The organism is Sphingomonas sp. MMS24-J13 (genome assembly GCF_044905095.1).
Classification (GTDB): Bacteria; Pseudomonadota; Alphaproteobacteria; order Sphingomonadales; family Sphingomonadaceae; genus Sphingomonas_I.
In genome coordinates this window covers 446,631-473,629 of sequence record NZ_CP173258.1, presented here as the reverse complement: position 1 = coordinate 473,629, position 26,999 = coordinate 446,631, and the positions used below count along the sequence as shown (strand labels likewise).

The window sequence follows — 26,999 nt, the reverse complement described above, 5'->3', positions numbered from 1 at the left end:
TTAAGAGCCCGACGCGCGTTTCGTGCGCAAGGTCGGCGCAGCGGCGGCAGGATCGTCGGGCCAGGGGTGACGCGGATAGCGGCCCCGCATCTCCTTGGCGACCGCCGCCCAGCTTCCGCGCCAGAAGCCGGGCAGATCGCGCGTCGTCTGGATCGGACGCCCGGCGGGCGAGGTCAGCCGCAGGACCAACGGCGTCGTACCGATCATCGGATGATCGGCCAGACCGAACAGGGCCTGGACGCGCAACTCGACGGCAGGGCCCCCTTCGGCTGCATAGTCGATCGGATGGGTGGTGCCGAGCGGCGAGGTGAAATGGGGCGGCGCCTGTGCATCGAGTTGGCTTTTGCCCGCCCAGCCGAGCAGATTTTCGAGCGCCTGCGTCAGCGCCCCGCCCGGAATGTCGACAAGCTTCCGCCGCCCCTCGACCAGAGGCGGCAGCCATTCGTCGAGTCGCGCCAGCAAGGCTTCGTCGGACAGATCGGCCACGCCGGCGCCCACGTAACCCGCCCGTTTGCGAAGCGCCGCGGCGCCCTCACTCCACCGCAGCATATCCAGCCCATAAGTGCGCACGCCTTCGACCAGCGCATCGGCGATGGCGAGTGGATCCGCCTGGGCATCGGGGCCGCGCGATATCCGGATCGACCCCAGCCGTCGCTCGCGCGTGGCGCTCACCGCGCGCGTGGCGGGATCGAACGCGACGAGATGCTTGGTCTCGATCCGATCGGCAAACAACGTCTCGATCTCCGCCGGATCGATGACGGCGGCAGACAGGATGCGCGCACCGGCGGCGGATCCCTGCGTCTCCGCCACCGCGAGCCATTCGGCGCGGGCCAGCGGCGAGGTCGGATCGAGCCGGAAGCCGCGGCCACCGGCAGAAATCCAGTCCGCGCCATCGCCGCCACGCTTCTTCGCCACGCGATCGGGGAAGGCCAACGCGACGCAGGCACCGATCTCGTCCAGCGACCCCGTGGAAGCGCTCCTGACTCCCGCCATCCGCTCCCAGCGCTCCGCCAGCTTGCGGGCGCCCTCGGCACGCTTGCCTCGCTCGGTCCGCCAGCGCCGCAGGCGAGCCTCCAGATCAGGCTCGCTGCCGCCTAGCCCCTGCTCCGACAGCAGGACTGCGACCTCGGCCGCGGTCCGTCCCCAGCCGCGTGCCGCGCCCTCGACCAGCATGTGCCCGAGCCTTGGCGCAACCGGCAAAGCCGCAACCTGCCGGCCATGCACGGTCGGGCGACCTTCGCCATCGATCAGACCGAAGCTCAAGAGGCGCCGCTTCGCCTCGCTTACCGCCGCCACGCCGGGCGGATCGATCCATCGCAGCTGGCCCGGATCAGCCACACCCCAGATCGCGCAGGCCAGCACCAGCGCCGACAGATCGGCCTCGGCGATTTCGGGCGGATCATAGGGCGCGAGCCCGGCGGTCGCCGCAGCCTCCCACAGCCGATAGGCCGTGCCCGGCGCCTGCCGGCCGGCGCGGCCGGCGCGCTGGGTGGCGGCGGCCTGGCTGACGCGTTCGGTCGAAAGCCGGGTGATCCCGGCGGCGCGATCGTAGCGCGGACGGCGCGCTAGTCCCGAATCGACCACCGTGGTGACGCCGTCGATCGTCAGGCTGGTTTCGGCGATCGCGGTGGCCAGGACGACCTTGCGCCTGCCCGCCGCCTCGCCCCGGATCGCGGCACGCTGCGCACCCGGATCGAGCGTACCGTGCAACCGGTGGAGGACGACATCGCCCGGCAGCCCCTCCAGCCGTTCGGCGGTACGCTCGATCTCGGCCACACCGGGCAGGAAGGCGAGCACACCGCCGGTCGTCTCCCCGAGAGCGCGGCGGATTGCGGCGGCCATGTCATCCTCGATCCGGCCGGCCGATCGGCCGAGATGGATATAGTCGATCGGGTAGCTGCGCCCCTGGCTTTCGATCACCGGCGCACCATCGAGCAACGCCGAGAAGCGCGGCCCCTCGAGAGTCGCCGACATCGCCACCAGCCGCAGGTCGGGCCGTAGCGCGCCCTGCACGTCGAGTGCCAGCGCCAACCCGAAATCGCCATCGAGGCTGCGCTCGTGCACTTCGTCGAACAGGACGGCGGAGATGCCGGCCAGCTCGGGATCGGCCTGCACCATGTTGACGAAGATGCCCTGCGTCACGACCAGCAGCCGCGTGGCGGCGGACTGGCGGCTGTCGAGGCGGGTGGCATAGCCGATCCGCCCGCCGACGCTCTCGCCCGCCAGCTCGGCGATCCGCTCGGCGGCGGCGCGCGCGGCGATCCGGCGGGGGACAGGAGCAGGACGCGACCGGTGCACCAGCTTTGCTCCAGCAAAGCCGGCGCCACAGCGGTGGTCTTGCCGGCGCCGGGCGGTGCAACGAGGACGGCGTTCGGGCCGGCGTCGAGCGCGGCGAGAAGGTCGGGTAATACGGTGTGGATCGGAAGCTCGCTCACCCGTCGCCCTGTAACCCGTCCGACCAATGCCGTCATTCCCGCGAAGGCGGGAATCCATATTCTCTGAAGCGCAAGAGTCGAATGGTTGGGAGGTTATGGATCCCCGCCTTCGCGGGGATGACGAGGCGTATGAGCTTGCCTAAGAAGCCAACCCCATGGCGAAGCTTTATTTCTATTATGCCTCGATGAACGCCGGCAAATCGACCGTGCTGCTGCAGGCGGACTTCAATTATCGCGAGCGGGGCATGCGCACGATGCTGTGGACCGCCGCGATCGACGACCGTTATCGGGCGGGTACGATCACCTCGCGCATCGGACTCGAGATTGCCGCCAACGCCTTCGATGCCGATACCGATCTGCGCGCCGCGATCGAGGCCGAGCACGCCGACGCGCCGTTGAGCTGCGTGCTGGTCGACGAAGCGCAGTTCCTCAGCCGCGGCCAGGTGTTCGGGCTGGCGAGCGTGTGCGACGAACTCAATATTCCCGTGCTCGCCTACGGCCTGCGCACCGATTTCCAGGCCAATCTGTTCGAAGGCAGCAAGTGGCTGCTGGCGCTGGCCGACACGCTCAGCGAGATCAAGGCGGTGTGCGGCTGCGGGCGCAAGGCGACGATGAACTTGCGGGTCGATGCCGCCGGCCGCGCGGCACACGAAGGCGCGCAGACCGAGATCGGCGGCAACGATCGCTATATCGCGATGTGCCGACGCCATTTCATGGCCGCTCTACGCGAGCTTCCCGATTTCGGGCACGGCGCATAGGCTGGGTGAGAGAATGAACGAAGGGATCCGCCGCATGCTCACCACTCGCCGCGAAATGCTGCTCGGCGCAAGCGCGCTCGGCATCGCCGCCGCTACGCCCGCGATCGCGGCCATCGGCGCGGGCGACGGGCAGGCCGAGGCATATCTGCAGGAGATCGTCGAGGAATTGCTTGCCGATTATCCCGAAAATGCGCTGTCGCTCGGAATCGACAAGGGGCCGCGTGCGGCGCTGCATGCGCGCTTCGGCGATCGAAGTGCGGCGGCCTATGCGGCGCGCGGCAAGCGCGCGTCGGAGCGGCTGACGAAGCTCAAGGCGATCGATCGCGGCGGGCTGTCGCCGCAAGTCGCGCTCGACGTCGACGTCACGACCGCCGCGCACGAGATCGCCGTCGAGGGGTGGCGGGTCATGCCGGTCGGCGACGTCGCCACCTTCAACAACGACGTCAGCTATCGCAGCACGCCCTATGTGCTGTCGCAGAATAGCGGCGCCTATCTCGAGCTGCCGGAAAATCTGACGAACCATCACGAGATCCATGATCGCGCCGATGCCGACGCTTATGTCGGCCGGATCGAAGCCTATGCTGCGGCGCTCGATGGCGAGACCGGGCGTCTTCTCGCCGATCAGGCCAAGGGTGCGATCCTGCCCGGCTTTCTCAACGATATCGCGGTCAAGCAGCTCACCGGCATCCACGATACACCTGCCGACCGTCAGCCGATCCTCCAGACCTTCGCGCAGAAATGCGCCAAGCTCCGCATCCCCGGCAGCTACCAAAGCCATGCGACGATGCTCTATGCCGAGCGCGTCGCGCCTGCGCTGGCGCGCCAGATCGAGGCCTTCAGATCGGTCCGCGCCCAGGCCAGCGACGTGCCCGGCATCTGGCAGCGACCCGGCGGCGAAGACTATTATACCTGGCTGGTGAAGGCCGGGACGACCACGACCTATTCGCCCGACGAACTGCACAAGCTTGGGCTCGATCAGAATGCCCGGCTCAACGCGCAGATCGACACATTGCTCAGGCAGCAGGGGATGACCCGCGGCACGGTCGGCGAGCGGCTGACCGCGCTGGCGAAGCGGCCGGATCTGCTCTTCTCGAACGACGACGAGGGCCGTACCCGGCTACTCGCCTACCTCAATGGCCGCATCGCCGACATCCGCACGCGGCTGCCGCGCGCATTCGCGACGTTGGTCAAAGGCAATCTGGTGATCAAGCGCGTGCCGCCGGCCATCCAGGACGGCATGCCCGACGGCTATGCCGGGCCGGGTTCGATCGACGGCTCACAGCCTGGAACCTATTATATCAACCTCAAGGACACCGCGAACTGGCCGCGCTTCACGCTGCCGACGCTCTGCTACCACGAGGGCATTCCCGGCCATGTCTGGCAGGGCGAATATAGCTACAGATTGCCGCTGATCCGATCAATGCTGGCCTTCAACGCATATTCGGAAGGCTGGGCGCTCTATTCCGAGCAGCTCGGCGACGAGCTCGGCGCCTATGCCGACGATCCGCTCGGCAAGATCGGCTATCTCCAGTCGATCAGCTTCCGCGCGATGCGGCTGGTGGTCGATACCGGAATCCACGCCAAACGCTGGAGCTTCGATCACGCGCTCGACATTTTCTCGACCGGCACCGGCCAGCCGCGCGAGCAATTGCGCGGCGAGCTCAACCGCTATTGCTCATGGCCGGGGCAGGCCTGCGGCTACAAGATGGGGCATAACGAGATCAATCGCCTGCGCGACAAGGCCAAGGCGGCGCTGGGCGATCGGTTCGATTTGCGGCGCTACGACGACGCGGTGGTGCTGACGGGCAATGTGCCGCTGACGTTGCTGGAGACGGTGATCGATCGCCACATCGCGGGGGCTTAAAGATCCTCCCGGAACGGGGAGGAGACTAATAGGCTCTGGCCACCGCGAACTCGACCGCCTCTACCAAAGCCGCTTTCGCCGTCCCGCCCGCCATTGGACCCAACGCATCGATCGCGCGCTGGCCGTAATGCCGCGCGCGCGCCAGCGTGTCCTCGATCGCGCCGTGCGCATGGAGCAGCCGGTTCGCCTCGGCCAGATCCTCGTCGCTGACGCGGCGGCCCTCGATCGCGTCGCGCCAGAAGCGGCGCTCGCTCTCGCTGCCGCGCGCATTGGCGAGAATTACCGGGAGCGTGACCTTGCCGTCGCGGAAATCGTCGCCCGCATCCTTGCCCATGGTGGCGCCATCGGACGAATAGTCGATCGCATCGTCGACCAGCTGGAAGGCGATGCCGAGGTTGCGGCCATAAGCATCGAGCGCCTCCTCCACCGCCGCATCGCGCTCCGCGACGACGGCGGCGATCCGACAGGCGGCCGCAAACAGGGCCGCGGTCTTGGCGCCGATGATGTCGAGGTAACGCGCCTCGCTCGTTTCGATCCGGCGCTGGGCGGTGAGCTGGTTGACCTCGCCCTCCGCAATCACCGCGCTGGCATTGCTGAGGATGCGCAGCACGCGGAGGCTGCCATCCTCCACCATCAGTTCGAACGAGCGACTGAACAGGAAATCGCCGACCAGCACGCTCGCCGGATTGCCCCAGATGATATTGGCGGTGCGGCGCCCGCGGCGCAGGCCCGAGCCGTCGACGACATCGTCGTGGAGCAGGGTCGCGGTGTGGATGAACTCGACCGACGCGGCGAGCTTGTGATGGCGCGTACCCTGATAATCGAGCAGCCGCGCGCAGGCCAAGGTAAGCATCGGGCGCATCCGCTTGCCGCCGCCGGCGATCAAATGACCGGCCAGCTCGGGAATGAGCGGCACATCCGATTGCATGCGGGCCAGGATCACCTGGTTGACCTGGTTCATGTCGGCCGCGACCAGGTTCATCATCGGATCGAGCGAGGGCGCCTTTGTGCGGCGGATGGGCGTTACCGTAGCCATGGCCGCGCAGATGGCGCGCCCGCCGGCCAAAGGCAAGCTTGGCGGCTTGCACTTGCGGCCCCGAGCCCACAAAAGGCGGCGACATGAGGACGGAGGACCGGGTGGCCGACGCGCAGCTCGACGAATATCGCCAGAGCATCGACAATATCGACGCGGCACTGATTTTCCTGCTCGCCGAGCGATTCAAGGTGACGCAGGCGGTGGGGCGATACAAGGCGAAGGCCGGTTTGCCGCCGGCCGATCCGGGCCGCGAGGGCGCCCAGATCGCCCGGTTGCGCGCGCTCGCCCAGACCGCGCGACTCGATCCCGATTTTTCGGAAAAATTCCTGCGCTTCGTGATCGACGAGGTGATCCGCCACCACGAGCGCGTCCGCGAAACCGTCGAATAGCAAAGCAGGAGGCCGCGTATGTTCAGCCCTGCCCATTATGAGCAGCCCTATCTCGATCTGCTGCGGCGGGTGTGGGAGACGGGCAACGAACGCCATGACCGCACCGGGGTCGGCACGCGTTCTCTGTTCGGCGCGACGATGCGCTTCAGCCTCGCCGACAATGCCGTGCCCTTGCTCACCACCAAGCGAATCGCGTGGAAGACCGCGGCGCGCGAGATGCTGTGGTTCCTGACCGGATCGACCAACATTCGCCCCCTGGTGGCCGACAAGGTCCATATCTGGACCGACTGGCCGCTCGATCGCTATCGGCGCGCGACCGGCGAGGAAATCGATCGCGACACGTTCGAGGCGCGCATCCTGACCGACGACGCCTTTGCCGAAGAATGGGGCGATCTCGGCCCGGTCTACGGCAAGCAATGGGTCGATTGGCCGCGTTACGAGGCCGCCGATGTGCCTGGTCTCTACCGGCGCGGTACCGGGCACAACCAGATTGCGGCTCTGGTCGATAGCCTGCGCACGAATCCCGCCTCGCGCCGCCACATCTTCACCGGCTGGAATGTCGACGAGCTCGACCGCATGGCATTGCCGCCCTGCCATATGACCTACCAGTTCCATGTTTCCGAGGGGAAGCTTTCGGGCATGCTCTGGCAGCGTTCGTGCGATCTCGGCCTCGGCTTCGCCTTCAACGTCTTTTCCGCGTCGCTGCTGATCGCGATGCTGGCGCAGCAATGCGATCTGGAGCCGGGCGAGCTCATCTGGAGCGGGGGCGACGTTCACGTCTACATGAACCACGCGCATCTGGTGGAGGAGCAACTGGCCCGCACGCCCGAGGGTGCGCCCAAGCTCAGCCTCCTCCGCCGCCCGGCGACGATCTTCGACTACGGAATCGATGATATCGCGGTGACCGATTACGCCCCACAGGCACACATTGCGGCGCCGGTGGCGGTATGAGGATCGCGACACGCGCTGTACCGATCGCACTCGTGCTGCTGCTGGCAGCCTGCTCGACCCCGCCTGCCCCGCCGCCGAGGCCGGCAGTCACGCCGCCACCTGCTCCCAAACCGGTTGTTCCCGCACCGACATCGGCGATCGACTGGCGCGATATCCCGCAGACGCCGGGACGCTGGACCTATTCGCGCGACGCTTCGGGCACCGCCGCAGTGTTCACCGAAACCGGCGGGTCCGCCGACTTCATCCTCCACTGCAACCTGCCCCAGCGCACCGTGACCTTGAGCCGCCCCGGCACGACCGGCGCAGTCACGCTCACCACATCCTATTCGCCGACGACGTGGGCGTCGCTGCCGGTGAGCCTGGTCGCGACCGATCCCTTCCTCGACAAGATCGCCTTCACCCGCGGCCGCTTCACCGTCGAGAGTCCCGGCACCACCAGGCTCGTCCTCCCAGCCTGGGCCGAGCCGGCGCGGGTGATCGAGGATTGCCGGGGGTAGAGCGTCGCACGTTTTTGGCGCTGCGAAACCAGATGCAATGCAGTACGCTAGGCGCTGCCGAAGCGCGGATAGGCGTAGAAGACGGCAAGAGTTATCCGTGGAGGATCGCATGATCAGGTTCGTCGCCGGCGCGCTCGCCGCCATTGTCGTCACGGGCACCGCACAGGCCGCGCTTTCGCCGACCGACATCGTCAACCGCCATACCTCGTCGGGCGGCAATATCGATGCGATCATGGCGGATTATGCCGACGATGCGATCGTGCTGCAGGCCGGCAAGGCCTATCAAGGCAAGGCCGAGATCCGGCCACTGTTCGAGAAGATGTTCGCCGGCCGCCCCGCGGCCCCTGCGCCGTCACCGGGCGCGCCACCCGCCGCGCGTCCGGCCGGAGGCATGAAGGTCACCAAGGTCTGGCAGGAAGGCGATGTCGGGCTGATGACCTGGACGGCCGGGCCGATGAGCGCGACCGAGGAATTCCTGGTCAGGGACGGCAAGATCAAGGTGCAGGCGATCTTCCTGAGCCGTACGCCGGATGCCGCCCCAGCCAAGTGAGCCCAGGAACCGGCGGCTGACTTTTCCGTTTTAATAGCAGGAGTTAGCCAAGGAGGCGGCGATGATCCGCAAGCTTAAATCCGGCGAATACAGGCTCTATTCGCGCAAGAAGGGCGATGACGGCAAACGCCGGAATCTCGGCACCTTCTCGTCACGCGAGGCGGCCGAGAAGCATGAACGCGAAGTCCAATATTTCAAGCGGCATTGAACGATGGCGACGCGCAAGAAATGGTCGCAGGAGGTGACCGAGCATTCGGATGCGCTCGATCTGGAAGGATCGGTGTTCAAGCACGACGATCCCAAGGCGGTCGCCGCCTCGCTCAAGCGATCGGCCGAACATAGCAAACGCCGCAAGGGATCCCCCTTCCAGTCGGCGATGTCGATGCTAACCTTTTACATCAATCGCGCGGGCAAGGGACTGAGCGCGGCGCGCCGGAAAAAGCTCGAGCGCGCCAAGACCGAACTGCGCAAAGCCTTCCACCGCGAGCCGCCGCGAAGGCCGGCATCCTGACGAAAAAATATTTGAAATCAAGGCTTGTTTGCAGCCGCGAGATGACTCACATTCACGTTGCTTATCAACTTAGCGAAAGGAGGTGATCCGATGTCTCATGGTTCAGCTTGGGGGTCGGTTCTGTCCGTTCGGGAGACGCGCTGGTAATATCAGCGCCGGGGGTCTCCCGGGCCGTCAATCCGGCCGCTGACCCATGTTGGAAGGGCCGCTGGGGCAACCCGGCGGCCCTTCTTTCTTTGTGGGAGGATCCTCCCCGTTCCGGGAGGATCTTTATTGGCGCTCCAGCAGCTCATCCCGGACGAAGATCGCTCCGACCGCGAGTCGCACCTCGAACAGGAACATCACCAGGCTCGCGATCAACAGCAGCAGCGACGTCGCGAACACCACCGCGAGCGTCCGGGCAAAGCCGAACCCCGCCAGTTCCGCCAGGAACATCGCCGCCACCACGGTGCACAACGCCACCGCGCTCGCGGTCGCGAGGAAGATGGCGTTATTGACGATCCGCATCCGCCGATCGAGCAGGCGCAGCTCGTCGACCTGCCGGGTATGGTTAGGATGATCCTTCGGCGTGAAGTCGTCCTCGATCCGCCGGGCATGATCGACGATGCGCGTCAACCGCCCGGTCAGCATGTTGAGGATCGAGCCGATCCCCGTGAGCAGGAAGACCGGGGCAAGCGCGAGCTGGATCACGCGGGCGAGCCCGGGAAGGCTCGATACGTGCAGCGCGTCGCTCAGCCCCAGCAGATCGCCCATCAGCCCGCCTGCGTGGTGCGCGCCGCATTGACCCCCATGCTCGCCAGATAGCGCTTCACGTTACGCGCCGCCTGGCGGATGCGATGCTCGTTCTCGACGAGGGCGATGCGGACATAGCCCTCGCCCTCCTCGCCGAAGCCGACGCCGGGCGCGACCGCGACCTGCGCATGGGTGAGCAATTGCTTCGAGAATTCGAGAGCGCCGAGATGCTTCAAGGCAGGCGGGATCGGCGCCCAGGCGAACATCGACGCCTCGGGCGAAGGGATATCCCAGCCCGATCGGCCGAAGCTCTCGACCAGCACGTCGCGTCGCCCCTTGTAGAGCTTGCGGTTCGACTCGATGATGTCCTGCGGGCCGTTGATCGCCGCTACCGCCGCCGCCTGGATCGGGGTGAAGGCGCCATAATCCAGGTAGGATTTCACCCGCGTCAGCGCCGAGATGAGCTGGCGGTTGCCGACCGCGAAGCCGATCCGCCAGCCCGCCATCGAATAGGTCTTCGACATCGACGTGAATTCGATCGCGACATCCTTGGCGCCCGGCACCTGCAGGATCGAGGGCGTCGGCGTGTCCCCGAAATAGATCTCGGCATAAGCGAGATCGCTCAGCACCCAGAGCTTGTGCTCCTTGGCGAAGGCGACGACCTGCTCGTAGAATTTGAGATCGGCCACATAAGCGGTGGGGTTCGACGGATAACCGATGACCAGCACCGAAGGCTTGGGCACGGTATAGCGGATCGCATGCTCCAGCCGATCGAAGAAATCGGGGCCCGGTGCGGCCGGGATCGATCGGATCGCGGCGCCCGCGATGATGAAGCCGAACGTGTGGATCGGATAGCTGGGATTGGGCGCGAGCACGACGTCGCCCGGAGCGGTGATCGCCTGGGCAAGGTTGGCGAGGCCCTCCTTCGAGCCCAGGGTGACCACCACCTCCTTTTCGGGATCGAGTTCGACCCCGAAGCGGCGCTCATAATAGCCCGCCTGCGCCTTCTTGAGGCCCTTGATGCCCGACGACGCGGAATAGCCATGGGCGTTGGGATCGCGCGCGACCTCGCACAATTTGTCGATGACGTGCTGGGCGGGCGCGCCATCGGGGTTGCCCATGCCGAGATCAATGATGTCCTCACCCGCCGCTCGCGCCGCCGCCTTCATCGCGTTCACTTCGGCGAACACGTAGGGGGGCAGTCTGCGGATGCGGTAAAAGTCCTCGGTCATCATTCCCTCGGATGGAAGGTTGCCCGCGAGGCGAAGGGGCAAGGATCACCCTTGTCGCCGGAGCGGCGCCGCTATAGCCGCTAATGATCAGGAATGGCAGCCGCTTGACGGCGTTAAAGCGAGAAGCCGCATGGCCGAGGATTCGGGAACCCCGCCAAACACTTCCGCCATGCTCGACGAGATCGCGCATTGGACGGGAATCATCGGGCAGATGCAGCAATTGCTGATGGAGCACGGCGCCAGCGTCGCGCTCAAGATGGCCGACGACGCGGCCGAGGCTGCCGCGAAGGTGCCGACGATGGAGCCCGCCGATCTGATGGCGGCGCATTCGGCATGGTGGAAAGAGGCGCTGTCGACGTGGCAGTCGGTCATCCCGACGGCATCCGACGGTGCAGCCGCGCTGGCCAAGGACCGACGCTTCGCCGACGCGCGCTGGCAGGAGCCCTTGTTCGACATGATCCGCCAGAGCTACGCCGCGATCGCGGGCCAATTGCTCCAGGGGGTCGAGGCGATCGAAGGCGTCGACCCCAAGATGAAGGATCAGATGCGTTTCGCGACGCAGAGCTTCGTCGAGGCGATGAGCCCCGCCAATTTCGCGCTGACCAACCCGGCGGTGCTCGAGCGCATCTTCGAGACGCGCGGGGTCAATCTCGTCACCGGGCTCGAGCGGATGCTCGAGGATCTCGGCCGCGGCCAGATCCGCCACGTCGGCGACGATGCGTTCGAGGTCGGGCGCAATCTGGCGGTGACCCCGGGGAAGGTGATCAAGGAGACGCCGCTCTACCAATTGATCCATTATGCGCCGACGACGCCCAATGTGCAGGCGACCCCGCTGATCGTCTTCCCGCCATGGATCAACCGCTTCTACATTCTCGACCTGACCCCGCAGAAGAGCTTCGTGCGCTGGGCGGTCGATCAGGGACTATCGGTGTTCATCGTCTCGTGGAAATCGGCCGATGCCAGCCTCGCCGGCACGACGATGGGCGATTATGTCCTGCAGGGGCAGCGTGACGCGATCGATACGGTGCGCGATCTGCTCGGTGTGCCGAGCGTACATGTGATAGGCTATTGCGTGGCCGGCACCGCGCTGGCGATGCTGCTCGCCTGGCTGGCGGCGCAGGGCGAGGCCGACAAGGTCGCAAGCGCGACCTTCTTCACCGCGCAGGTCGATTTCGCGGAGGCCGGCGACCTGACCCTGTTCGTCGACGACGCGCAGCTCTCGATGATCGAGCAACTGGCGACCGACGGCTATCTCGACGGGCGCTATATGGCGGCGACCTTCAATCTGCTGCGCGGGCGCGATCTGATCTGGAATTACGTCGTCAGCAATTACCTGATGGCGCAGGATTATGCGCCGTTCGATCTGCTCCACTGGAATGGCGACGTCACCAACCTGCCGGCCGAATGGCACCGCCGCTATCTGGCGGATTTCTATCGCGACAATCTGCTGGTGAAGCCCGGCGCGCTGACGGTGGGCGACGTGCCGATCGATCTGACGAAGGTGTCGACGCCATCCTACATCCAGGCCGGGCGCGAAGATCATATCGCGCCGCCCGAAAGCGTGTGGAAGCTCACGCATTATTTCACCGGACCGCTCAGATTCGTGCTGGCGGGATCGGGGCATATCGCCGGCGTGGTCAATCCGCCGGCGGCGAACAAATATCAATATTGGACGAACGACACGGGGGCGGAGACGCTCGCCGAGTTCGTGGCCGGGGCGACCGAGCATCGAGGGAGCTGGTGGCCGGATTGGCTGGCGTGGATTTCGGAACGATCGGGCGGTGAGGTGCCGGCCAAGAAAGCGCGCATCCCCGGCAAGGGCAAGCTCAAGGCGATCGAGGACGCGCCCGGGCGGTATGTGAAGATGCGGTGAGGTCCCTCGCCTGAGGATCAAGAAAGCGCGGCCATTCGTTCCCGCCCGATGCCCTCCTCGGTCATCCGTTCGTTCGACTACGATTCCGCAGCCCATCGCCTCACCGTGACCTTCGTTACGGGCCGCCGCTATGCCTATCGCGATGTCCCGCCCACCGTGGTCGAGGGCCTACGCGGGGCACCCTCCAAGGGCAGCTTCTTCAACGAACGCATCCGCGACCTCTTCGCCTGCGAGCGGCTGCGCTGAAGCCGGTGGACGACGGCCCGATAAATGTCTACCAGATCGATAGGGATTATTCGGGGGGCACCAACCACGTGACGATCGACCATGTCGCCATCATCGGCGGCGGCTTTTCGGGCACATTGCAGGCGATCAACCTGCTCCGCCATGACGGCCCGCGCGCGACCCTGATCGAGCGGCAGGCGGTGCCCGGGCGTGGCGTCGCTTATTCGACCGCGCATCCCGATCACCTGCTCAACGTCCGCGCCGGCAATATGAGCGCGCTGCCGCAGGATCCCGAGCATTTCATCCGCTGGCTGGCCAGGCGGCGCCCCGACCTTTCGGGCTTCGTGCCGCGATTGGTCTATGGCGACTATCTCGCCGAACTGCTGGCCGAAGCGTGCGCCGCCGCGCCCGACCGGCTCGCGATCGTCCACGACGAAGCCGATGACGTGGCGCTGTCCAGTGACGGCGCCGTCATCAGCCTTGCCAGTGGCAAACGCCTGTCGGCCGACCTGGTGATCCTCGCGCCCGGCAATCTGCCGCCGCATATCCCCCGCCCGCTCGATCCCGCCGCGCTGCCCGCCGGCAGCTTCGCGGCCGAGCCATGGAGCGCCGATGTCGCCGATGGCCTGGGCCCCGACGATACCGTACTGATCGTCGGCAGCGGGCTGACCATGGTCGATATCGCGCTGCTGCTCGACGCGCGCGGATTTCGCGGGCGGATGGTCGCGCTGTCGCGGCGCGGTCTCGCTCCGCGCGCGCACGCCGATGCGGCGATCCCGTCGAGCCTCGATGTCCGTCCGCCGCCGCATGCGGTGGCGTTGCTCCGCCATGTCCGCGATCGATCGCGCGAGGTCGGCTGGCGCAGCGCCGTGGACGAGTTGCGCCCTTACACCGAGAGCCTGTGGCAGGCGGCGAGCCTGCCCGAGCGCGAACGCTTCCTGCGCCATCTGCGCGCCTGGTGGGACGTCCACCGCCATCGCATTGCGCCGCAGGTGGCGACGCGGATCGAAGCGCTGCGCAAGGAGGGCCGGCTGGACATCGTCGCCGGCAAGCTCGAGGCCGCCGAAGCGCACGGCGATGGCACCCGCGTTCGCTACCGGCCCCGTGGGACGATCGAGACCGCGACGATCGACGTCCGCCGCATCGTCAACGCGACCGGGCCGCAGGGCAATGTCGAACGCTCCGAACAGCCCTTGATCCAGCGCCTGCTCGCGCGTGGCATGATCCGGCCCGATCCGCTCCGCATCGGCATCGACGTGACCACCCAATCGGAGGTGATCGACGCCCGGGGCAACGTCCAGGATCGCCTTCTCGCGCTCGGGCCGATGACGCGCGGCACCTTCTGGGAGATCGTCGCCGTGCCCGATATCCGCCGCCAGACCTGGTCGGTCGCGCGCAAGCTCGCCAACGCGCACTGGGTCGGCGGCGAGGGCCTGTAGCGCCTCCCGACAAGAGTGAGTGCCCGTTTCGTGTAGCGAGACGGCGCCCGCGGCCCCATCATCGCGCCGGACCTGACAGAGGTCGGATGCGAACGCCTGCAGGGGCGATCGCCGCCGGCCCATGGCGAGGAGGATGGATTGCCCCGTAGAAGCCCCCACGGCCCGGACGTGCGGCCCGGCGTGCAGGCGGTGTTGCTCGTCCTCGAGATCATCGAGCATCTCGCCAAGCAGGAATCCGCCGGCGTCACCGAGATCGCCCGGGCGCTGGGATCGACCAAGGCGCGCGTTCACCGCCACCTGCGCACCCTGGTCGATACCGGCTATGCGGTGCAGGAGGCGGTGGGCGATCGCTACCGCGCCGGCCCACGCCTGACCGTGCTGGCCGAGATGCGGATGTCCGAAAACGTCCTCGTCAAGGTCGCGCGGCCGATCATGCAGCGGCTGCGCGAGGCGATGGGCCATACGATCACGCTCGCCAAGGTCACCGGCAGCGTCGCCAACATGGTCGACGCGCTGCAGGGCAACGGCCTGATCAACATCGGCGTGCGGGTCGGGCTCGATCTGCCGCTCCACGCCAATGCCGGCGGCAAGCTGGTGCTCGCCTTCGGCGCGCCCGAGGTGAGCGCCGAAATCGACCGGCTGACCTTGGAGGCCTATACCGAGCATACCATCACCGAGCGCGGGATGCTGCGCGCCGAGATCGAGCGCGTGCGCCAGCAGGGCTGGGCCAATGCGCCCGAGGAGTTCGTGATCGGCGTCAACGCGCTCTCGGCGCCGATCTTCGACAAGAGCCACAGGCTGATCGGCACGCTCGGGCTGGTCAACTCGATCCAGTTCCTCGGCCGCCGGCCCACCGCCGAGCAGATCGCCAACGTGACCGAGGCGGCCGAGGAGATCACGCGGCATATGGCGGTGGCGCGGTAGGTACGCTCCGCCCATTGCGTCACCCCGCCGGATGGAACTGATACAGCCAGGTCTCGCTCAGCGTCTTGCCCTTCGCCCGCAGATACAGCCGCAACTCGATCGGATCCGTGCCCGTCGCGGTGAGATCGAACTGCGCGCGCCAATGGCCTGCCACCCCGTCGGGCACCGCCTCGGTGAACACGTAGGAGAAGCTCCCGCGCGAGGCGGTCAGCACCGCTTCGGGCAGTTCGCCGAACGCCAGATCGACCAGCGGCCCGCCGAGGAATTCGACCATGAACTTGGTCACCCCCCTGGGGCGCGGCTTGCCCGGCTGGCCGCCGCGCCCGATCCGCGTGGCGACGCAGGTGGCGACCGCGGGCGGATGGGGCTCGTCCGCCACCCAGTGGAGCCGGTAGTGGAGCTTGTAACGGCTCCCCGCCGTCGCGGGCGCCTTGGGCACCCAGCACAGCACGATATTGTCGCTGATCTCGTCGTCGGTCGGCAGCTCGATCAGCTGGATAGAACCCTCGCCCCAATCGTCGAGCGGCTCGACCCACAGGCTCGGGCGGCGCTCGTAATGGACGCCGTCGAGATAATGGTCGAACGCGCGGTCGCGCTGCATCAGCCCGAAGCCGCGCGGTGTCTTGTCGGCGAAGGCCGAGACCGACACCGCGGGCGGATCGTTGAGCGGCCGCCAGATGCGCTCGCCGCCGCCGGTCCACATCGCCAGCCCGTCGGAATCATGCGCCTCGGGCCGCCAGTCGACCATCGTCGGCTTGGCGGTCTCGGAGAACCAGTACATCGAGGTGAGCGGCGCCAGCCCGAGCCGCGCGACATCGCGCCGCAGGAACAATTCGGCCTCCACCTCCATCACCACCGCCTTGTCGCGCTTCAAATGGAAGCGGAACGCGCCGGTGATGCTCGGCCCGTCGAGCAGGGCGTGAACCATCACCGTGTCGCCGCCATCCGCCGCCGGCGTCAGGTAGACATGGGTGAAGGCGGGGAATTCCTCCGGCTTGCCCGGTGCCACCACATCGATCGCGACCCCGCGCGCCGACAGGCCGTATTGGTAGAGCTCGCCGATCGCGCGGAAGTAGGAGGCGCCGAGGAAGGCGACCCAATCGTTGCTCTTCCAGTCGAGCTTGCGCTGGTCGCCCAGCCGGCTCTCCTGAAAGCGGAAGCCGGCAAAGCCCGCGCCCGGCGGCAGGCGCCGCGCCGGGCTGTCGGCAGGCATGTGGAAGTAGGACGGATCGTAGAGGATCTCGCGCGCGGTGCCGCCCTCCAGCGCGAACATGTGCACCGGGGTGCGCGAATATTTGCCGAGCATGAAGAAGGTGACCGGGAACGGCCCCGGCCCGTCGCGGAACGGCGCGAAATCGGTGTCGTAGCGGACGAAACCGAGCGCCTCGTAATCGATCGCGTCGAGGATCGCGTCGGGCAGCGGCGCGGGCGGGGTGTAGGGCCGGCCGGCCGCCGCCTGCGCCTCCCCCACCAGCGCATCGAACGAGAAGGGCTTCGGCTTGCCCAGCCGCAACGCCGGGGCGGCGGCGAGCGAAACCTCTGGCATGAGCGCGGCGAGCGAGGCGGAGAGCAGGAAGGCGCGGCGGTTCGGCATGGGATGATCCATGACGGCATCGGCGTGTGTGCTCAAGCGCGGGCTAACCCGCCTTGCCGTCACCCCACCGCGGGTCCCGGCAAAGTAGTACTTTGCCGGGTGCCCGCAGGCTGGGGTCTCAGGAGAGTAGCGGGCGCTCATATCCTCCCGAGATCCCAGCCTGCGCTGGGATGACGTGGCGGGAGTCACCCGATCATCTCCACCGGTTCACCAATCCCCCCGCTCTGCCGATCGAACAAAGCCCGATAGCGCCCGTCCGCATTCGCCAGCAGGCTCGCATGATCGCCATCCTCGACGATCCGTCCGCCATCGAACACCAGGATCCGATCGAGCGCCCGCACCGTCGACAGGCGGTGCGCGATCACGATCGCGGTGCGCCCGGCCATCAGCCGGCCCATCGCCTGCTGGATCGCCGCCTCGGACTCGGAATCGAGGCTGGAGGTCGCCTCGTCGAGGATCAGGATCGGCGCATCGGCCAGGAACGCGCGGGCCAGCGCCACACGCTGCCGCTCGCCACCCGAAAGCTTGACCCCGCGCTCGCCCACCAATGTGCGATAGCCGCGCGGCAACGCCACGATGAAATCGTGCGCATTGGCGAGCCGCGCCGCCTGCTCGATCTCCTCCTGCGTCGCGTCCGGCCGGGCATAAGCGATGTTCTCCGCGAGCGTGCGGTGGAACAGCACCGGCTCCTGCGGCACGATCGCGATCTGCGGGCGCAGCGACGCCTGGGTGGCATGCGCCACATCCTGCCCGTCGATCGTCACCCGCCCCTCGGTCACGTCGTACAGCCGCTGGATGAGCTTGACGAAGGTCGTCTTGCCCGAGCCCGAGCGCCCGACCAGCCCGATCCGCTGCCCCGCCGGGATCGTCACGTCGAGCGCCTCGTAGAGCGGCGTCGCATGCCCGCCATAGCGGAAGGTGACATGCTCGAAGCGGATTTCACCCGCCTCGATCCGGATCGGCCGCGCGTCCGCCCGATCGGCGATGCCGAGCGGCTCCTCGTGGATCCGCACCAGCTCCTCCATCTCGTTCACCGAACGCTGGAGATGGTGCACATGCTGACCGACATCGCGCAGGTAACCGTGCACGACCAGATAGGTGGTGAGCACATAGGCGATGTCGCCCGCGCTCGCTTGCCCCTGCCACCACAGATACAGCGCACCGCCGGTCAGTCCGGTGCGGACCAGCCACAGCAGAGCGAGCTGGCCCGTCCCCGCCCAGGTGTAGCGCATCCACGTCCGCCGCGTGCGCCGCCGCCACTTGCCGACGACCTGCATCAGCCGATCGTCCTCGCGCGGCTCGGCGCCGAAGGCCTTGACCACGGCGTTGGTGCCGATCGCATCGGCCAGCACGCCGCCGATCTTCGTGTCCCACTGGTTGGACAGGCGCGAGGCGGGCGCGATCCACTGCGTCGCGGTGACGACGGTGAAGCCGATATAGAGGGTGGCGCCCACCCCCATGATCGCGCCCATCAGCGGCCAATGCCAGCTCAGCATCGCGACCGTGCCGAGCAGCACGACCAGCGACGGCAGCAGCATCAGCAGCAGCACGTCGTCGAGCATGTCCATCGCCCACATGCCGCGCGAGATCTTGCGCACGACCGATCCGGCGAAGCTGTTGGCATGCCAGTCGGTCGAGAAGCGCTGGACGCGGTGGAACGCCTCGCCCGCCAGATCGCGCATGATCGCGAGCGTGAACGGCACGATCCCCCAGAAAGCGAGGAAGCGCAAAGTGATGAACACCACGCCGAGCCCGGCCATGGCCGCGAATGCCGCCAGCGCGTCGTGGTGCCCGGCGACGCCGCGCCCGAGCGCATCGACCAGCCGCCCGGCATAGAGCGGCGCGAACACCTCTGTGATCGTGGCGAGCGACATGGCGAGGGTGATGCCCGCCGCCAGCCGCCCCTGCCGCGCCCAATGGCGGAAGGTGAAGGCAAGAACGATCCGGATCACCTGCGCACCGCTGCGCGAAGAAGACTGGGCCATGGACACACGCGGCACGCCGAAGCGTGCTCCCCTTTGAAACTGACTACAAGAAAAGGCGGAAAGGAAAAGCCGGGCCTCAGCCCTGGCGCGCTCCGCCCGATCGGGGAGCGCAATGTGCAGACTGTTTCATCTTCGCCCTCCCTGTCAGTGTGTCCAACGCGCCGATTTTAGCAGGATGCGGGCGGTTTGGCCAGCCAGGGCATTGTCATGCAATTGCATGACAGCGGACGGCGTTTTCCCTGTTATTGGCGAATAACAGGGAAAATTCGAACTTTTCGGGCGCGCCCCAACCCTGCTTTCGCGCGCCAACCATCGGGATCCAAAGCATATTCCTGCATCCTTCCCGTGCTTTCGGAACAGGGAATCAAATCCGCGGAACAGGCCGAAAAGTCAGCGTATCAGGACGTCAGAGCGGTCTATCAGGGAAGATAACCCGTCATGCTGAACTTGTTTCAGCATCCACCATGCCACTTGCGCGGACGGTGCGGCACGCCCGGTGGGGCATAGATTGGCAAGGCAGTGTCTGAGCCGGGCGCCCTCGTTGAGCGACGCCCGGCTTTTCAATCATGTGTCCTGATACGCGCGGCCATCATAGCACCTCGGCCAGCCGTTGAGACCTGCCGCAGGTAGCACCCCTCCCCCCACCGTCACCCCGGGCTTGACCCGGGGTCCCGCTTCGTCCCGTCCGCCCGGATCAGCGGGACCCCGGCTCAGAGGCCGGGGTGACGATTCACGCGGGCACCGTTGGCCCTATTTCCGCTCGCCATCCGTCTTCACGCGCACAGCGCCATACTCCACCCCCGCATTCCACCCCGGCCAGCCGCTGCCGTTCGCCACCCGCAACCCGACATCGTAGGCCACGCTCGCCTCCTGCGCGGTCCCGGCAAAGGTCCAGCGCGGGTCGAATTCGTCGCTCGGCTGGTGGTAGCGCTTCGCGTTATAGTCCGCGACGATCGCCGCGCCCTTCGCCGTTCCGCCCTCGACCAGATCGCGCCCGCCGCGAAAAGTCAGCGCCGGCACGCCGCGCCGCGCGAACGAGAATTGATCCGATCGGAAATACCAGCCGGCCTCGATCGCGGGCTCGTCGACCACCACCAGCCCGCGCGCCGCCGCCGCCGTGCGCAGATCGCCCTCAAGGCTGACGCGCCCGCCGCCGATCAGCTCCAGATCCTTCGCGGCGGGCAAGGCAACATGCGGATCGAGGTTGATCATCGCCGCGGTCGTCGCCAGCGGATACAGCGGGTGCGCCGCATAATGATCCGATCCGAGCAGCCCCTTCTCCTCGGCCGTCCAGGCGGCGAAGACGATGCTGCGCGCCGGGCGCTTGCCATGGGCGAAGGCGCGCGCCACCTCGATCAGCTCGGCGGTGCCGGTGGCATTGTCGATCGCGCCGTTGCGGATGCCGTCGCCGGCGACCGGGCCGTTCAGCCCGTTCGCATCCCAATGCGCGCCATAGACGACATGCTCGTCCGGCCGCGAGGCGCCGGGCAGGATCCCGATCACATTGTGGCTGACGATCGGCCTGGCGCTCAGATCGCCCCCGAGGCTGAGCGTCGCCCCCTGCAGCGCGAAGGCCCGGAAGTGCGGATCGCGCGCCCGCGCCTTGAGCGCCGCCAGATCGAGCCCGGCGCGCTTCAGCAGGTCGATCGCGATATCGCGCCGCAGCCAGCCGCTCGCCATGAAGGTCGGCGACGGCACCAGCGGCGCGATCACCATCGCCGGCAGCGCATCGCCGCTCGCAACCTGCAGGAACGGATAGCTCGCCGCCGCATCCTCGTGGATCACGAGCACGCCTGCCGCGCCCGCTTTTTCGGCGGCCGCGAACTTGACCCCGACCCGGCCCGCATAGGCCATCCGCCGCCCCTCGAACCCCAGATCGTGGCCCGCCTCGAAATCGGGATCGTTGGCGAGCACGACGGCGATCTTGCCCTTCATGTCGACGCCATCATAGGCGTTCCAGCCGAGCCCCGCATCGACGATGCCGAAGCCGGCAAAGACCAGAGGCGCATCGGCGAGCGCGGTGCGCCCCGGGTTGCGCAGCGCGAGCGTCGCGTCCCGCCCCGGCACCAACGGCCGATGCCAGCCGCCGAGCGCAAGTCCCATGGTGGCGCCCGGCGCGCGATCGAGCCGCACCAGCGGGACGTCCTGATACCAGCCGCCATGATCGCCGCCGGGCTTGAGGCCGGCGGCGGCGAATTGCCGGGCGATATAGGCGATTGCCTTGTCCTCGCCCGGCTCGCCCGGGCCACGGCCCTGGAAGGCGTCGGAGGAGAGCGTCTTCACGTCCGCCTTGATGCGGTCGGCGGAGATGGGGGAGGCAGCGGCGAGGGCAAGGGCGGTGATCAGCATGGGGCGATCATGGGCGTGTAGCGGTGCGGGCGGCAAGGGGCCGCGGGTACTGGAGGCCGCCGAACGGCTCGCTTGCATCGCGCTCGATCTACGAGAATCGATGGTCGCCAGGTCGTGAACCCATAAAGGTTGTTGCGTAGGACACGGCGTGTCAGACCGCTCGACGGAGAGGGGCTGATGGACGAAGCGGTTTTTTTGGAGCGCGAGTTTGAGCTGGATGGCAGCGGATTGGCGGTTCGCTTCTACACGCCTGTCAAGGCTCCCGGCGGAGAGTTTCAGTGCCGATACGCAATAGGGTGGCCCGAGCGGGAAGTCCGGCGTTACGCGTGCGGACTGGACGGCGTTCAAGCGCTCCTGCTGGCCATGCGGACTGTTCACACTGATCTTGTCGAGAGTGACGCCTATAAGGCTGGGCGGCTTACCTGGTGCGATCAGGCCGATCTTGATCTTCCGCCTACCTGGGGCAGCGGATCACTCTTCGACGTTCCTCCCCCGCCAGAAGGGAATGTGCCGGGACCGGCATAGCGCTTTCCGGAAACCGGTTCCCCGCCGCAGGATGTAGTTAGGTGTAGTGTTTCCGGACTTATTGATGCGAGCTTGTCGCCCCGGCTCGGGTCCGGGAAGCCGATCCACCGGATCGTCGAGACGAACGACACCCCATCGGCGCGAAAGAAAACCAATCGAGAAATGCGATCCGCGATGTGAGAGGATCTACGAATTACCGATTGATTGATTAACAATAGCTATATCAAGTTTCAGCCAATTCCAATTTGGCGACATAAGCATATCAAAAAATTTATTCCAATTTTTTAACGCGATTTCGTCAATTTTATAGATCAATTAGATCGTTAAGATCAACTATTTCTTGATCAAAAGCGTCTCTAAATTCCCTGCGCATACCATCAGTAAGAGTAGGGCTTCTATCGTCCAAACGATAAACCGGTTTACTTCCAAGAACGACTGCAACAAGCTCCTTATCGGGGTCCCTGCGAGGATGAAGGCCACCCGTAGGCGTTCGCTCCATCCGGTACCAAGTCCGCTCCAAAACGTATCCTGTTAAATCCTTGTAGTATAGTCCAGCGACAGGATTACGCTCGATCTTAAACTGGAACGAATCGCCGAAACGATCCTTGAGTTCCGTCGACGTGAAGCTAGCCCGCCGCCAAAGCACCTTCGTTTCTCGGTCAACCACCTGCTTCCGCCTACGGAGTTGCAGCCGCCGATAATTACGAGACACGCCTAAAAGGTCACCGATATCAATATCTTGGTGTGAATAGTGCCACTTCTCATTATAAAACGGCATGGCAACCCTCTCGAATCACATTAACATCTTCTTTACTGTATCTTCCAAGCTGTGCCCAGTCCAAAGTATGGCGAGGGCGAGAATTGTTGCACCCATTATTAACCATGCTGTGTTAGCCAAAACTCCGGTCCAGACGGCGAACCATACAGGATGCTTTTGGCGCTCAGATTCCTCGTGCGCGAACTCAAGCGCTTTCTTTAAGCGGTCTTCCAAAAGGCTTATCGAGCGAGCTTCAACCAGTTCTTGCGCCTTGGACATCTCCTCTGACCAGTGTTGGTCAAGATAAACAAGGGCTGCTATCATCAAATCCTGATCAGACCTAGGAGGTTGACCGTTCCGTTGGCGCCGATCCTCCAAAAGTGCTTCGTGCATGATGATGCGAGAGAGAGCAGTACCTACAATAGTCGACGAGGCGTCGTTGGTATAGCGACCTTCCTCATCAACAAGCCGGTTGCGGATGAATTCAAAGATTTTCATTATACCCCTCCGATCTCGAATCCAGCGACTTAAGCATCTTTTAACCAAGGGTGACCGCCGGCGCTATATCTGACCGCGCCCGCCCCGCCACCGCCGACTGCGACGATCAGCAGTTCGCCACAATCGCAACGGCGGCGCAGAGCGGAGCCCGCCCGGTCCAGCTTGCCCCGCTGATCGCCGCTTATTTGCCCGCATCCTCAACGATCCGATCCGCCGCCGATCGCGCACCTTCCTGCGATCGACAATCGATCTCGATCTGGCGATTCCGCCGGCGGATCCGGCGCACTCGCTTGTAGCTGCTACGGGCAAACGCGGCGCGTGCGTCGTAGAGCCGTGAGATATGGGGATACGAAATTCCGGAGAACTATACCTAAATCCTGGTTTTCCCGCCTTAAGAATTTGCCAGCGAGGTACTGAACGGGATCGGTCTGGGTGCCAATCCTCCAACCTCCCCCGCCGCGCGCACCCCACCGAGCGCTGAGTTCCCTTGCGAGACCTTCGGCGAACCGCTTATAGTACTCCCGTCGAAAAGGACCTGAGCGGTAATTCCGGGGACACTATACAAATTGATCGTTTGCCGTCCCGAACGGGCCCACAGCCAAGACGCGGGTCGCCCCTGCGAAGGCAGGGGCCCATGTCTCTCGCGATGACAGATGTTATTGAAATTTATGAGAGACATGGATCCCTGCCTTCGCAGGGATGACGAACAAATTTTGGAACGAACTTCGATTCCAGGTGACTAGGAAGCCGGTCGCGGGCGACTATGCTGCGCTCGCACGATCGCGGTGAGACCTTTAGAAACTCGCCTTCCTGCTGGGAAAAGGCTGCAGCTTACGATCGCAAGAGGAGAAAAATCATCAGGCCGATGAGGCTGATCGAAACGACGAAAACAACGAGGCACCCGATCCAGCCGAAAACGCGAAAGATCAGTTCGGTTATCATATCCCAGACGAATTCAGCGATGCCGCCAAAGAGCCCTTCCCAGATCACAAGATCGAAGCCTCGCATGTTGCCAGCACAAACATGACCTTATCCTTTGCCTGAGGATAGCGGGATCCCAGATCAAGGCCGGGATGACTGATCAGTTGATGGCCTCCGCATGAGGCGGCCGTTTGGAACAAGCATGGAAAACCAGCGGCGCGCGGCTGCTGACCATGTCGGAAACGGACAGCTTGCAAGAGTCTCTGTCGCCTCGTCATGCGCTGCGGCTCGCCTGATCCCGTTTGCAGACGTCCGCTTATGGGTTGACCTGGCGACGGCAATCGAACGGGAGGGGCAAGTGGTGGCGTCGAACCATGATCCGCAGCGCGATCGATCGACAATCCTGCCGGCGGCGCGACAGGGTTCTTCCTCTACTTCGCCGCCACTCTCGTGCTGATGCATCTCATCCGCCCGGACTATACGATCGTCGATCATATGATCAGCGATTATGCGGTCGGGTCATCCGGCTGGATCATGACGACGGCGTTCGTCTCGCTGGCGCTGGGCTGCCTGACGCTCGCGGTCGGGCTGTTCCGCGATGGGCCGGCATCGTGGCTGGGCCGGATCGGGGCCGCTTTGTTGGTCGTGGCGTTTGTGGGCCTTATCGTGACCGCGCTGTTTCCAACCGACCTCGAAACCGCGCCATCGACGCGCACGGGCGACATTCACGCGATCAGCTTCCTCGTGAATATCGTCAGCATCCTGCTTTCGACGATTTGCCTGGCGTCGAGCTATGCCGCGGAGCCGAGTTGGCGCGCGCACCGCGCCGCGGCGTTCGTATTAACCGCGCTTCTGGTTGTCGCCTTCGTTGCTCAATATCTGACCCTGCACAAGGGCGCACCCTATGGCATCACCAACCGGCTGTTCGTCGCTGTTCTGATCGCGTGGCTCATCGTGAACAGCCGTTGGCTCAAGGCATCGGTCCAGGAGCGTAAACTCCGGGCAGCATGACGTGGGCGGCGCGGGCGGGCGCAGGCGGCTGGAGAGCGAACCCTCCGCCCCGCAATTTCAGCCGAAGGTGAGTTCCATCTTCCGCTGGCGGCGCAGGACGGTACCCACCGCGCCGAAGCCGGCGATCATCATCGCCCAGGAGGCGGGCTCGGGCACCGAACCGACGTTCGAACGCAGCACGGCGCCGACATTGCCCGTCACGCCGCTGCTCTTGTTGATCAGATCGCTGGCGAAATAGACCTTCGATCCGTTGAAGACGTTGTAGGCGAGCGAATTGAGCGTCAGCGCGCCGCTGCTCGACGAGACGGTGAACGAATATTGGGTGAGCGTGCTGTTCACACCGTTGCCGCAGCCCGTGCACGACAGGCCGTAATCGAAGCTGCCCGAGATTCCGGGGGCTGTGTACGTAATCGGGCGATTGCGGTTATCGACCGTCGCCGCCCGCACGATCGATGCGGTCGAGATGTTCTTGATCGAGATCGCGGGATCGTTGACCAGGCTGAACACGAGGGCCTGGTGGTTCGACGCGGTCGTCTTGTGGATCGCGTAGCCCGACTTGAGCTGTTCGGTGATGACGAGCGATCCGGCATTCTCGGTAACCGAAACGGTGCCGAAATTGGTGCCGCCCAGCCCCGAAGACGAGCCGTCGATCTTCAGGTCGAAGATCAGGGTTGCGGCCGAAGACGGAGCCGCGGCGCCGAGTGCGATCGCGAAAGCCGCCGAAATCAATACCTTCACCGCAACAATTCCCTTAACAACTCGTTACGGGAGACCACTTATCCTTTTGTTCCATCGAACGCGAAATAAATGGTGGTTAAGGCGCGGAAATTGGTGGTTAATGGGGAATCGCGCTCTTGGACGGGCCGAATTCTGCCGAAACCGCCAGCCGGTTCAGCGTCGCTTCGCACACCATCGCATCGATCATGGGCCGGCCGAAGACGACGAATCGCCTGCTCAGGCTTCCCCGGCCACGACCCGCAACGCCCCGCGCTCGACGGCGAATTTCAATGGCGTGGCCATGCGACGAACCTCGCCATCCATCGCGATCTCGATATGCCTGCCATGCGCGGCGACCTGGAGGCGTTCGGTCTCGCCCATCAGCTCGAAATCGGCCTGCGGATCGGCGCGGCCGACGATCGCGCGCGCCGCGAACCACAGCAGGGAGGTGCGGCTGCGATGCGCCACCGCATAGACGCCGAGCCGCCCGTCCTGGAGCGTGCTGCGGCACCCGACCTCGCCCCGGTCGAGCGAATAGACGCCGTTGCCGATGAACAGCAAAGGGGTCCGCACGGACTTGCCGCCGTGCCCAAGATCGATGCGCAGCCGATGGGGCGCGAGCCGCTCGAGCGTCGCCCATGCCGCCGGCACGGTCGCCAGCCATTTGGGCCAGTGGCGGCGTTCGCGCACCGCATCGCGCTCGCGCACCATTTCGGAATAGATGCCGACCGAGGCATTGTTGACGAACCTTTGGCCGTTGACGGTGCCGACGTCGATCGCGATCGCCCTGCCCTGCACCGCGAGCTGCGCCGCCGCGCCGATCGCGGCCGGAACCTTCAGGTCGCGGGCGAGATGGTTGAGCGTGCCGAGCGGCAGCAGCGCCATTTCGCACTCCGCGCCGCGCAGCGCCTGCGCCGCGCAGGCCATCGTCCCGTCGCCGCCGGCGACCGCGATCCGGGGCGACTGCCCGGCCGCATGTTTCACCGCATCCGCGATCTCGTCCGCGGCGAGCAGGCGGATCTCGGCCTGGGTGCCTGCAGCCGCGAACGCCGCGTCGATCGTGTCGCGCAACCCCTCGCCGGCCTTCGCCGCCGCCCCGCCTTCGCGATTGACCAGCACGGGGAGCGGGGGGTTCGTCATGGCTGCGTAACGATGGTGGCTCCGCATTGTTTCGTCACGCGGATGATCGACCGAAGCGATGGTGTGAACCACCACGGCCGCAAGCC

General features: G+C 65.7%; 24 protein-coding genes and 3 pseudogenes. 14 read left to right on the top strand and 13 right to left on the bottom strand.

The genetic code is table 11. The features are described 5' to 3' along the window. A pseudogene (hrpB, locus tag AB4Z44_RS02165) lies at positions 1 to 2,471 on the bottom strand (ATP-dependent helicase HrpB). A gap of 119 nt (positions 2,472 to 2,590) precedes the next feature. Between hrpB and AB4Z44_RS02160 the strand changes: the two are divergent. Further along, positions 2,591 to 3,193 (top strand): thymidine kinase, encoded by a 603-nt coding sequence (locus AB4Z44_RS02160; protein WP_404712444.1) that lies wholly within the window; start codon positions 2,591 to 2,593, stop codon positions 3,191 to 3,193. Positions 3,194 to 3,206: 13 nt separating this feature from the next. Continuing rightward, positions 3,207 to 5,057: a DUF885 domain-containing protein gene (locus tag AB4Z44_RS02155; RefSeq protein ID WP_404712443.1), complete on the top strand. Its 1,851-nt coding sequence runs from the start codon at positions 3,207 to 3,209 to the stop codon at positions 5,055 to 5,057. Positions 5,058 to 5,082: 25 nt separating this feature from the next. Here the strand turns inward: AB4Z44_RS02155 and AB4Z44_RS02150 are convergent, their stop codons facing one another. Further along, complete coding sequence (locus AB4Z44_RS02150) at positions 5,083 to 6,093, bottom strand: polyprenyl synthetase family protein (protein WP_404712442.1); 1,011 nt, start codon at positions 6,091 to 6,093, stop codon at positions 5,083 to 5,085. 83 nt (positions 6,094 to 6,176) lie between these two features. Here AB4Z44_RS02150 and AB4Z44_RS02145 point away from each other — a divergent pair, with 83 nt between their 5' ends. The 6 genes from AB4Z44_RS02145 (at position 6,177) to AB4Z44_RS02120 (ending at position 8,991) form a co-directional block, all read left to right on the top strand. Next, the gene (locus AB4Z44_RS02145) at positions 6,177 to 6,482 is read left to right on the top strand and encodes a chorismate mutase (RefSeq protein WP_404712441.1); all 306 of its coding nucleotides are present in this window, start codon (positions 6,177 to 6,179) and stop codon (positions 6,480 to 6,482) included. 18 nt (positions 6,483 to 6,500) lie between these two features. Continuing rightward, positions 6,501 to 7,433 carry a thymidylate synthase gene (gene thyA / locus AB4Z44_RS02140; protein WP_404712440.1) on the top strand — a complete coding sequence of 311 codons (933 nt, stop codon included), beginning with the start codon at positions 6,501 to 6,503 and terminating at the stop codon, positions 7,431 to 7,433. Further along, the gene (locus AB4Z44_RS02135) at positions 7,430 to 7,930 is read left to right on the top strand and encodes a hypothetical protein (protein WP_404712439.1); all 501 of its coding nucleotides are present in this window, start codon (positions 7,430 to 7,432) and stop codon (positions 7,928 to 7,930) included. Before thyA ends, AB4Z44_RS02135 begins: the two co-directional genes overlap by 4 nt. A gap of 109 nt (positions 7,931 to 8,039) precedes the next feature. Further along, positions 8,040 to 8,480: a nuclear transport factor 2 family protein gene (locus tag AB4Z44_RS02130; protein ID WP_404712438.1), complete on the top strand. Its 441-nt coding sequence runs from the start codon at positions 8,040 to 8,042 to the stop codon at positions 8,478 to 8,480. Between the two features lie 61 nt (positions 8,481 to 8,541). Next, positions 8,542 to 8,688 (top strand): hypothetical protein, encoded by a 147-nt coding sequence (locus AB4Z44_RS02125; protein ID WP_404712437.1) that lies wholly within the window; start codon positions 8,542 to 8,544, stop codon positions 8,686 to 8,688. Positions 8,689 to 8,691: 3 nt separating this feature from the next. After that, positions 8,692 to 8,991, top strand: a complete 300-nt coding sequence (locus tag AB4Z44_RS02120; RefSeq protein WP_404712436.1) for a DUF3175 domain-containing protein — start codon at positions 8,692 to 8,694, stop codon at positions 8,989 to 8,991. 270 nt (positions 8,992 to 9,261) lie between these two features. Here AB4Z44_RS02120 and AB4Z44_RS02115 read toward each other — a convergent pair whose 3' ends face one another. Both AB4Z44_RS02115 and AB4Z44_RS02110 read right to left on the bottom strand, forming a co-directional pair. After that, positions 9,262 to 9,744 (bottom strand): DUF2721 domain-containing protein, encoded by a 483-nt coding sequence (locus AB4Z44_RS02115; RefSeq protein WP_404712435.1) that lies wholly within the window; start codon positions 9,742 to 9,744, stop codon positions 9,262 to 9,264. Beyond that, on the bottom strand, positions 9,744 to 10,955 hold the full coding sequence (locus AB4Z44_RS02110) for an LL-diaminopimelate aminotransferase (protein ID WP_404714329.1): 1,212 nt from the start codon (positions 10,953 to 10,955) through the stop codon (positions 9,744 to 9,746). Before AB4Z44_RS02110 ends, AB4Z44_RS02115 begins: the two co-directional genes overlap by 1 nt. A gap of 130 nt (positions 10,956 to 11,085) precedes the next feature. Between AB4Z44_RS02110 and AB4Z44_RS02105 the strand changes: the two genes are divergently transcribed. The 4 genes from AB4Z44_RS02105 to AB4Z44_RS02090 all read left to right on the top strand — a co-directional run bounded on the left by AB4Z44_RS02105 (position 11,086) and on the right by AB4Z44_RS02090 (position 15,416). Beyond that, positions 11,086 to 12,828 carry a PHA/PHB synthase family protein gene (locus tag AB4Z44_RS02105; protein WP_404712434.1) on the top strand — a complete coding sequence of 581 codons (1,743 nt, stop codon included), beginning with the start codon at positions 11,086 to 11,088 and terminating at the stop codon, positions 12,826 to 12,828. A gap of 48 nt (positions 12,829 to 12,876) precedes the next feature. After that, a complete protein-coding gene (locus AB4Z44_RS02100; RefSeq protein ID WP_404712433.1) occupies positions 12,877 to 13,074 on the top strand; it encodes a KTSC domain-containing protein in 198 nt (65 codons plus the stop codon). 74 nt (positions 13,075 to 13,148) lie between these two features. Further along, entirely contained in the window at positions 13,149 to 14,492 is a 1,344-nt protein-coding gene (locus AB4Z44_RS02095) for an FAD/NAD(P)-binding protein (protein ID WP_404714328.1), read from the top strand. A gap of 138 nt (positions 14,493 to 14,630) precedes the next feature. Continuing rightward, positions 14,631 to 15,416, top strand: coding sequence for an IclR family transcriptional regulator (locus AB4Z44_RS02090; RefSeq protein WP_404712432.1), 786 nt, complete (start codon positions 14,631 to 14,633; stop codon positions 15,414 to 15,416). A gap of 19 nt (positions 15,417 to 15,435) precedes the next feature. Here AB4Z44_RS02090 and AB4Z44_RS02085 read toward each other — a convergent pair whose 3' ends face one another. The 4 genes and pseudogenes from AB4Z44_RS02085 to AB4Z44_RS02070 all read right to left on the bottom strand — a co-directional run. Then, entirely contained in the window at positions 15,436 to 17,010 is a 1,575-nt protein-coding gene (locus tag AB4Z44_RS02085; RefSeq protein WP_404712431.1) for a glucan biosynthesis protein, read from the bottom strand. A 185-nt stretch (positions 17,011 to 17,195) separates the two neighbouring features. Next, entirely contained in the window at positions 17,196 to 18,995 is a 1,800-nt protein-coding gene (locus tag AB4Z44_RS02080) for an ABC transporter ATP-binding protein (protein ID WP_404712430.1), read from the bottom strand. 750 nt (positions 18,996 to 19,745) lie between these two features. Beyond that, positions 19,746 to 20,441, bottom strand: a pseudogene (locus AB4Z44_RS02075) (M28 family peptidase); the annotation flags it as partial. A 378-nt stretch (positions 20,442 to 20,819) separates the two neighbouring features. Beyond that, positions 20,820 to 21,098: pseudogene (locus tag AB4Z44_RS02070) on the bottom strand (peptidase M28); the annotation flags it as partial. A gap of 423 nt (positions 21,099 to 21,521) precedes the next feature. On the opposite strand from AB4Z44_RS02070, the gene AB4Z44_RS02065 reads away from it, so the two are divergent. Next, positions 21,522 to 21,869: a DUF6968 family protein gene (locus AB4Z44_RS02065; RefSeq protein ID WP_404712429.1), complete on the top strand. Its 348-nt coding sequence runs from the start codon at positions 21,522 to 21,524 to the stop codon at positions 21,867 to 21,869. Positions 21,870 to 22,173: 304 nt separating this feature from the next. Here the strand turns inward: AB4Z44_RS02065 and AB4Z44_RS02060 are convergent, their stop codons facing one another. From AB4Z44_RS02060 to AB4Z44_RS02050, 3 genes are all read right to left on the bottom strand, one after another. Next, positions 22,174 to 22,647 carry a hypothetical protein gene (locus AB4Z44_RS02060; RefSeq protein WP_404712428.1) on the bottom strand — a complete coding sequence of 158 codons (474 nt, stop codon included), beginning with the start codon at positions 22,645 to 22,647 and terminating at the stop codon, positions 22,174 to 22,176. 15 nt (positions 22,648 to 22,662) lie between these two features. Continuing rightward, positions 22,663 to 23,124 carry a hypothetical protein gene (locus tag AB4Z44_RS02055; RefSeq protein ID WP_404712427.1) on the bottom strand — a complete coding sequence of 154 codons (462 nt, stop codon included), beginning with the start codon at positions 23,122 to 23,124 and terminating at the stop codon, positions 22,663 to 22,665. Between the two features lie 831 nt (positions 23,125 to 23,955). Further along, positions 23,956 to 24,132 (bottom strand): hypothetical protein, encoded by a 177-nt coding sequence (locus AB4Z44_RS02050; protein WP_404712426.1) that lies wholly within the window; start codon positions 24,130 to 24,132, stop codon positions 23,956 to 23,958. A 369-nt stretch (positions 24,133 to 24,501) separates the two neighbouring features. On the opposite strand from AB4Z44_RS02050, the gene AB4Z44_RS02045 reads away from it, so the two are divergent. Further along, positions 24,502 to 25,056 carry a DUF998 domain-containing protein gene (locus AB4Z44_RS02045; RefSeq protein WP_404714327.1) on the top strand — a complete coding sequence of 185 codons (555 nt, stop codon included), beginning with the start codon at positions 24,502 to 24,504 and terminating at the stop codon, positions 25,054 to 25,056. Between the two features lie 57 nt (positions 25,057 to 25,113). Here the strand turns inward: AB4Z44_RS02045 and AB4Z44_RS02040 are convergent, their stop codons facing one another. Then, a complete protein-coding gene (locus AB4Z44_RS02040; protein ID WP_404712425.1) occupies positions 25,114 to 25,794 on the bottom strand; it encodes a PEPxxWA-CTERM sorting domain-containing protein in 681 nt (226 codons plus the stop codon). A gap of 216 nt (positions 25,795 to 26,010) precedes the next feature. Next, positions 26,011 to 26,913: a diacylglycerol/lipid kinase family protein gene (locus AB4Z44_RS02035; protein ID WP_404712424.1), complete on the bottom strand. Its 903-nt coding sequence runs from the start codon at positions 26,911 to 26,913 to the stop codon at positions 26,011 to 26,013. Positions 26,914 to 26,999: the final 86 nt, after the last annotated feature.

Coding starts and splice junctions, on each gene's coding strand:
- AB4Z44_RS02130 (WP_404712438.1), top strand. CDS start 8,040: ATGATCAGGTTCGTCGCCGGCGCGCTCGCCGCCATTGTCGTCACGGGC.
- AB4Z44_RS02110 (WP_404714329.1), bottom strand. CDS start 10,955: ATGACCGAGGACTTTTACCGCATCCGCAGACTGCCCCCCTACGTGTTC.
- AB4Z44_RS02160 (WP_404712444.1), top strand. CDS start 2,591: ATGGCGAAGCTTTATTTCTATTATGCCTCGATGAACGCCGGCAAATCG.
- AB4Z44_RS02055 (WP_404712427.1), bottom strand. CDS start 23,124: ATGAAAATCTTTGAATTCATCCGCAACCGGCTTGTTGATGAGGAAGGT.
- AB4Z44_RS02105 (WP_404712434.1), top strand. CDS start 11,086: ATGGCCGAGGATTCGGGAACCCCGCCAAACACTTCCGCCATGCTCGAC.
- AB4Z44_RS02145 (WP_404712441.1), top strand. CDS start 6,177: ATGAGGACGGAGGACCGGGTGGCCGACGCGCAGCTCGACGAATATCGC.
- AB4Z44_RS02035 (WP_404712424.1), bottom strand. CDS start 26,913: ATGACGAACCCCCCGCTCCCCGTGCTGGTCAATCGCGAAGGCGGGGCG.
- AB4Z44_RS02050 (WP_404712426.1), bottom strand. CDS start 24,132: ATGCGAGGCTTCGATCTTGTGATCTGGGAAGGGCTCTTTGGCGGCATC.
- AB4Z44_RS02100 (WP_404712433.1), top strand. CDS start 12,877: ATGCCCTCCTCGGTCATCCGTTCGTTCGACTACGATTCCGCAGCCCAT.
- AB4Z44_RS02080 (WP_404712430.1), bottom strand. CDS start 18,995: ATGGCCCAGTCTTCTTCGCGCAGCGGTGCGCAGGTGATCCGGATCGTT.
- AB4Z44_RS02150 (WP_404712442.1), bottom strand. CDS start 6,093: ATGGCTACGGTAACGCCCATCCGCCGCACAAAGGCGCCCTCGCTCGAT.
- AB4Z44_RS02045 (WP_404714327.1), top strand. CDS start 24,502: ATGCATCTCATCCGCCCGGACTATACGATCGTCGATCATATGATCAGC.
- AB4Z44_RS02060 (WP_404712428.1), bottom strand. CDS start 22,647: ATGCCGTTTTATAATGAGAAGTGGCACTATTCACACCAAGATATTGAT.
- AB4Z44_RS02155 (WP_404712443.1), top strand. CDS start 3,207: ATGAACGAAGGGATCCGCCGCATGCTCACCACTCGCCGCGAAATGCTG.
- AB4Z44_RS02135 (WP_404712439.1), top strand. CDS start 7,430: ATGAGGATCGCGACACGCGCTGTACCGATCGCACTCGTGCTGCTGCTG.
- AB4Z44_RS02120 (WP_404712436.1), top strand. CDS start 8,692: ATGGCGACGCGCAAGAAATGGTCGCAGGAGGTGACCGAGCATTCGGAT.
- AB4Z44_RS02085 (WP_404712431.1), bottom strand. CDS start 17,010: ATGCCGAACCGCCGCGCCTTCCTGCTCTCCGCCTCGCTCGCCGCGCTC.
- AB4Z44_RS02065 (WP_404712429.1), top strand. CDS start 21,522: ATGGACGAAGCGGTTTTTTTGGAGCGCGAGTTTGAGCTGGATGGCAGC.
- AB4Z44_RS02125 (WP_404712437.1), top strand. CDS start 8,542: ATGATCCGCAAGCTTAAATCCGGCGAATACAGGCTCTATTCGCGCAAG.
- thyA (WP_404712440.1), top strand. CDS start 6,501: ATGTTCAGCCCTGCCCATTATGAGCAGCCCTATCTCGATCTGCTGCGG.
- AB4Z44_RS02115 (WP_404712435.1), bottom strand. CDS start 9,744: ATGGGCGATCTGCTGGGGCTGAGCGACGCGCTGCACGTATCGAGCCTT.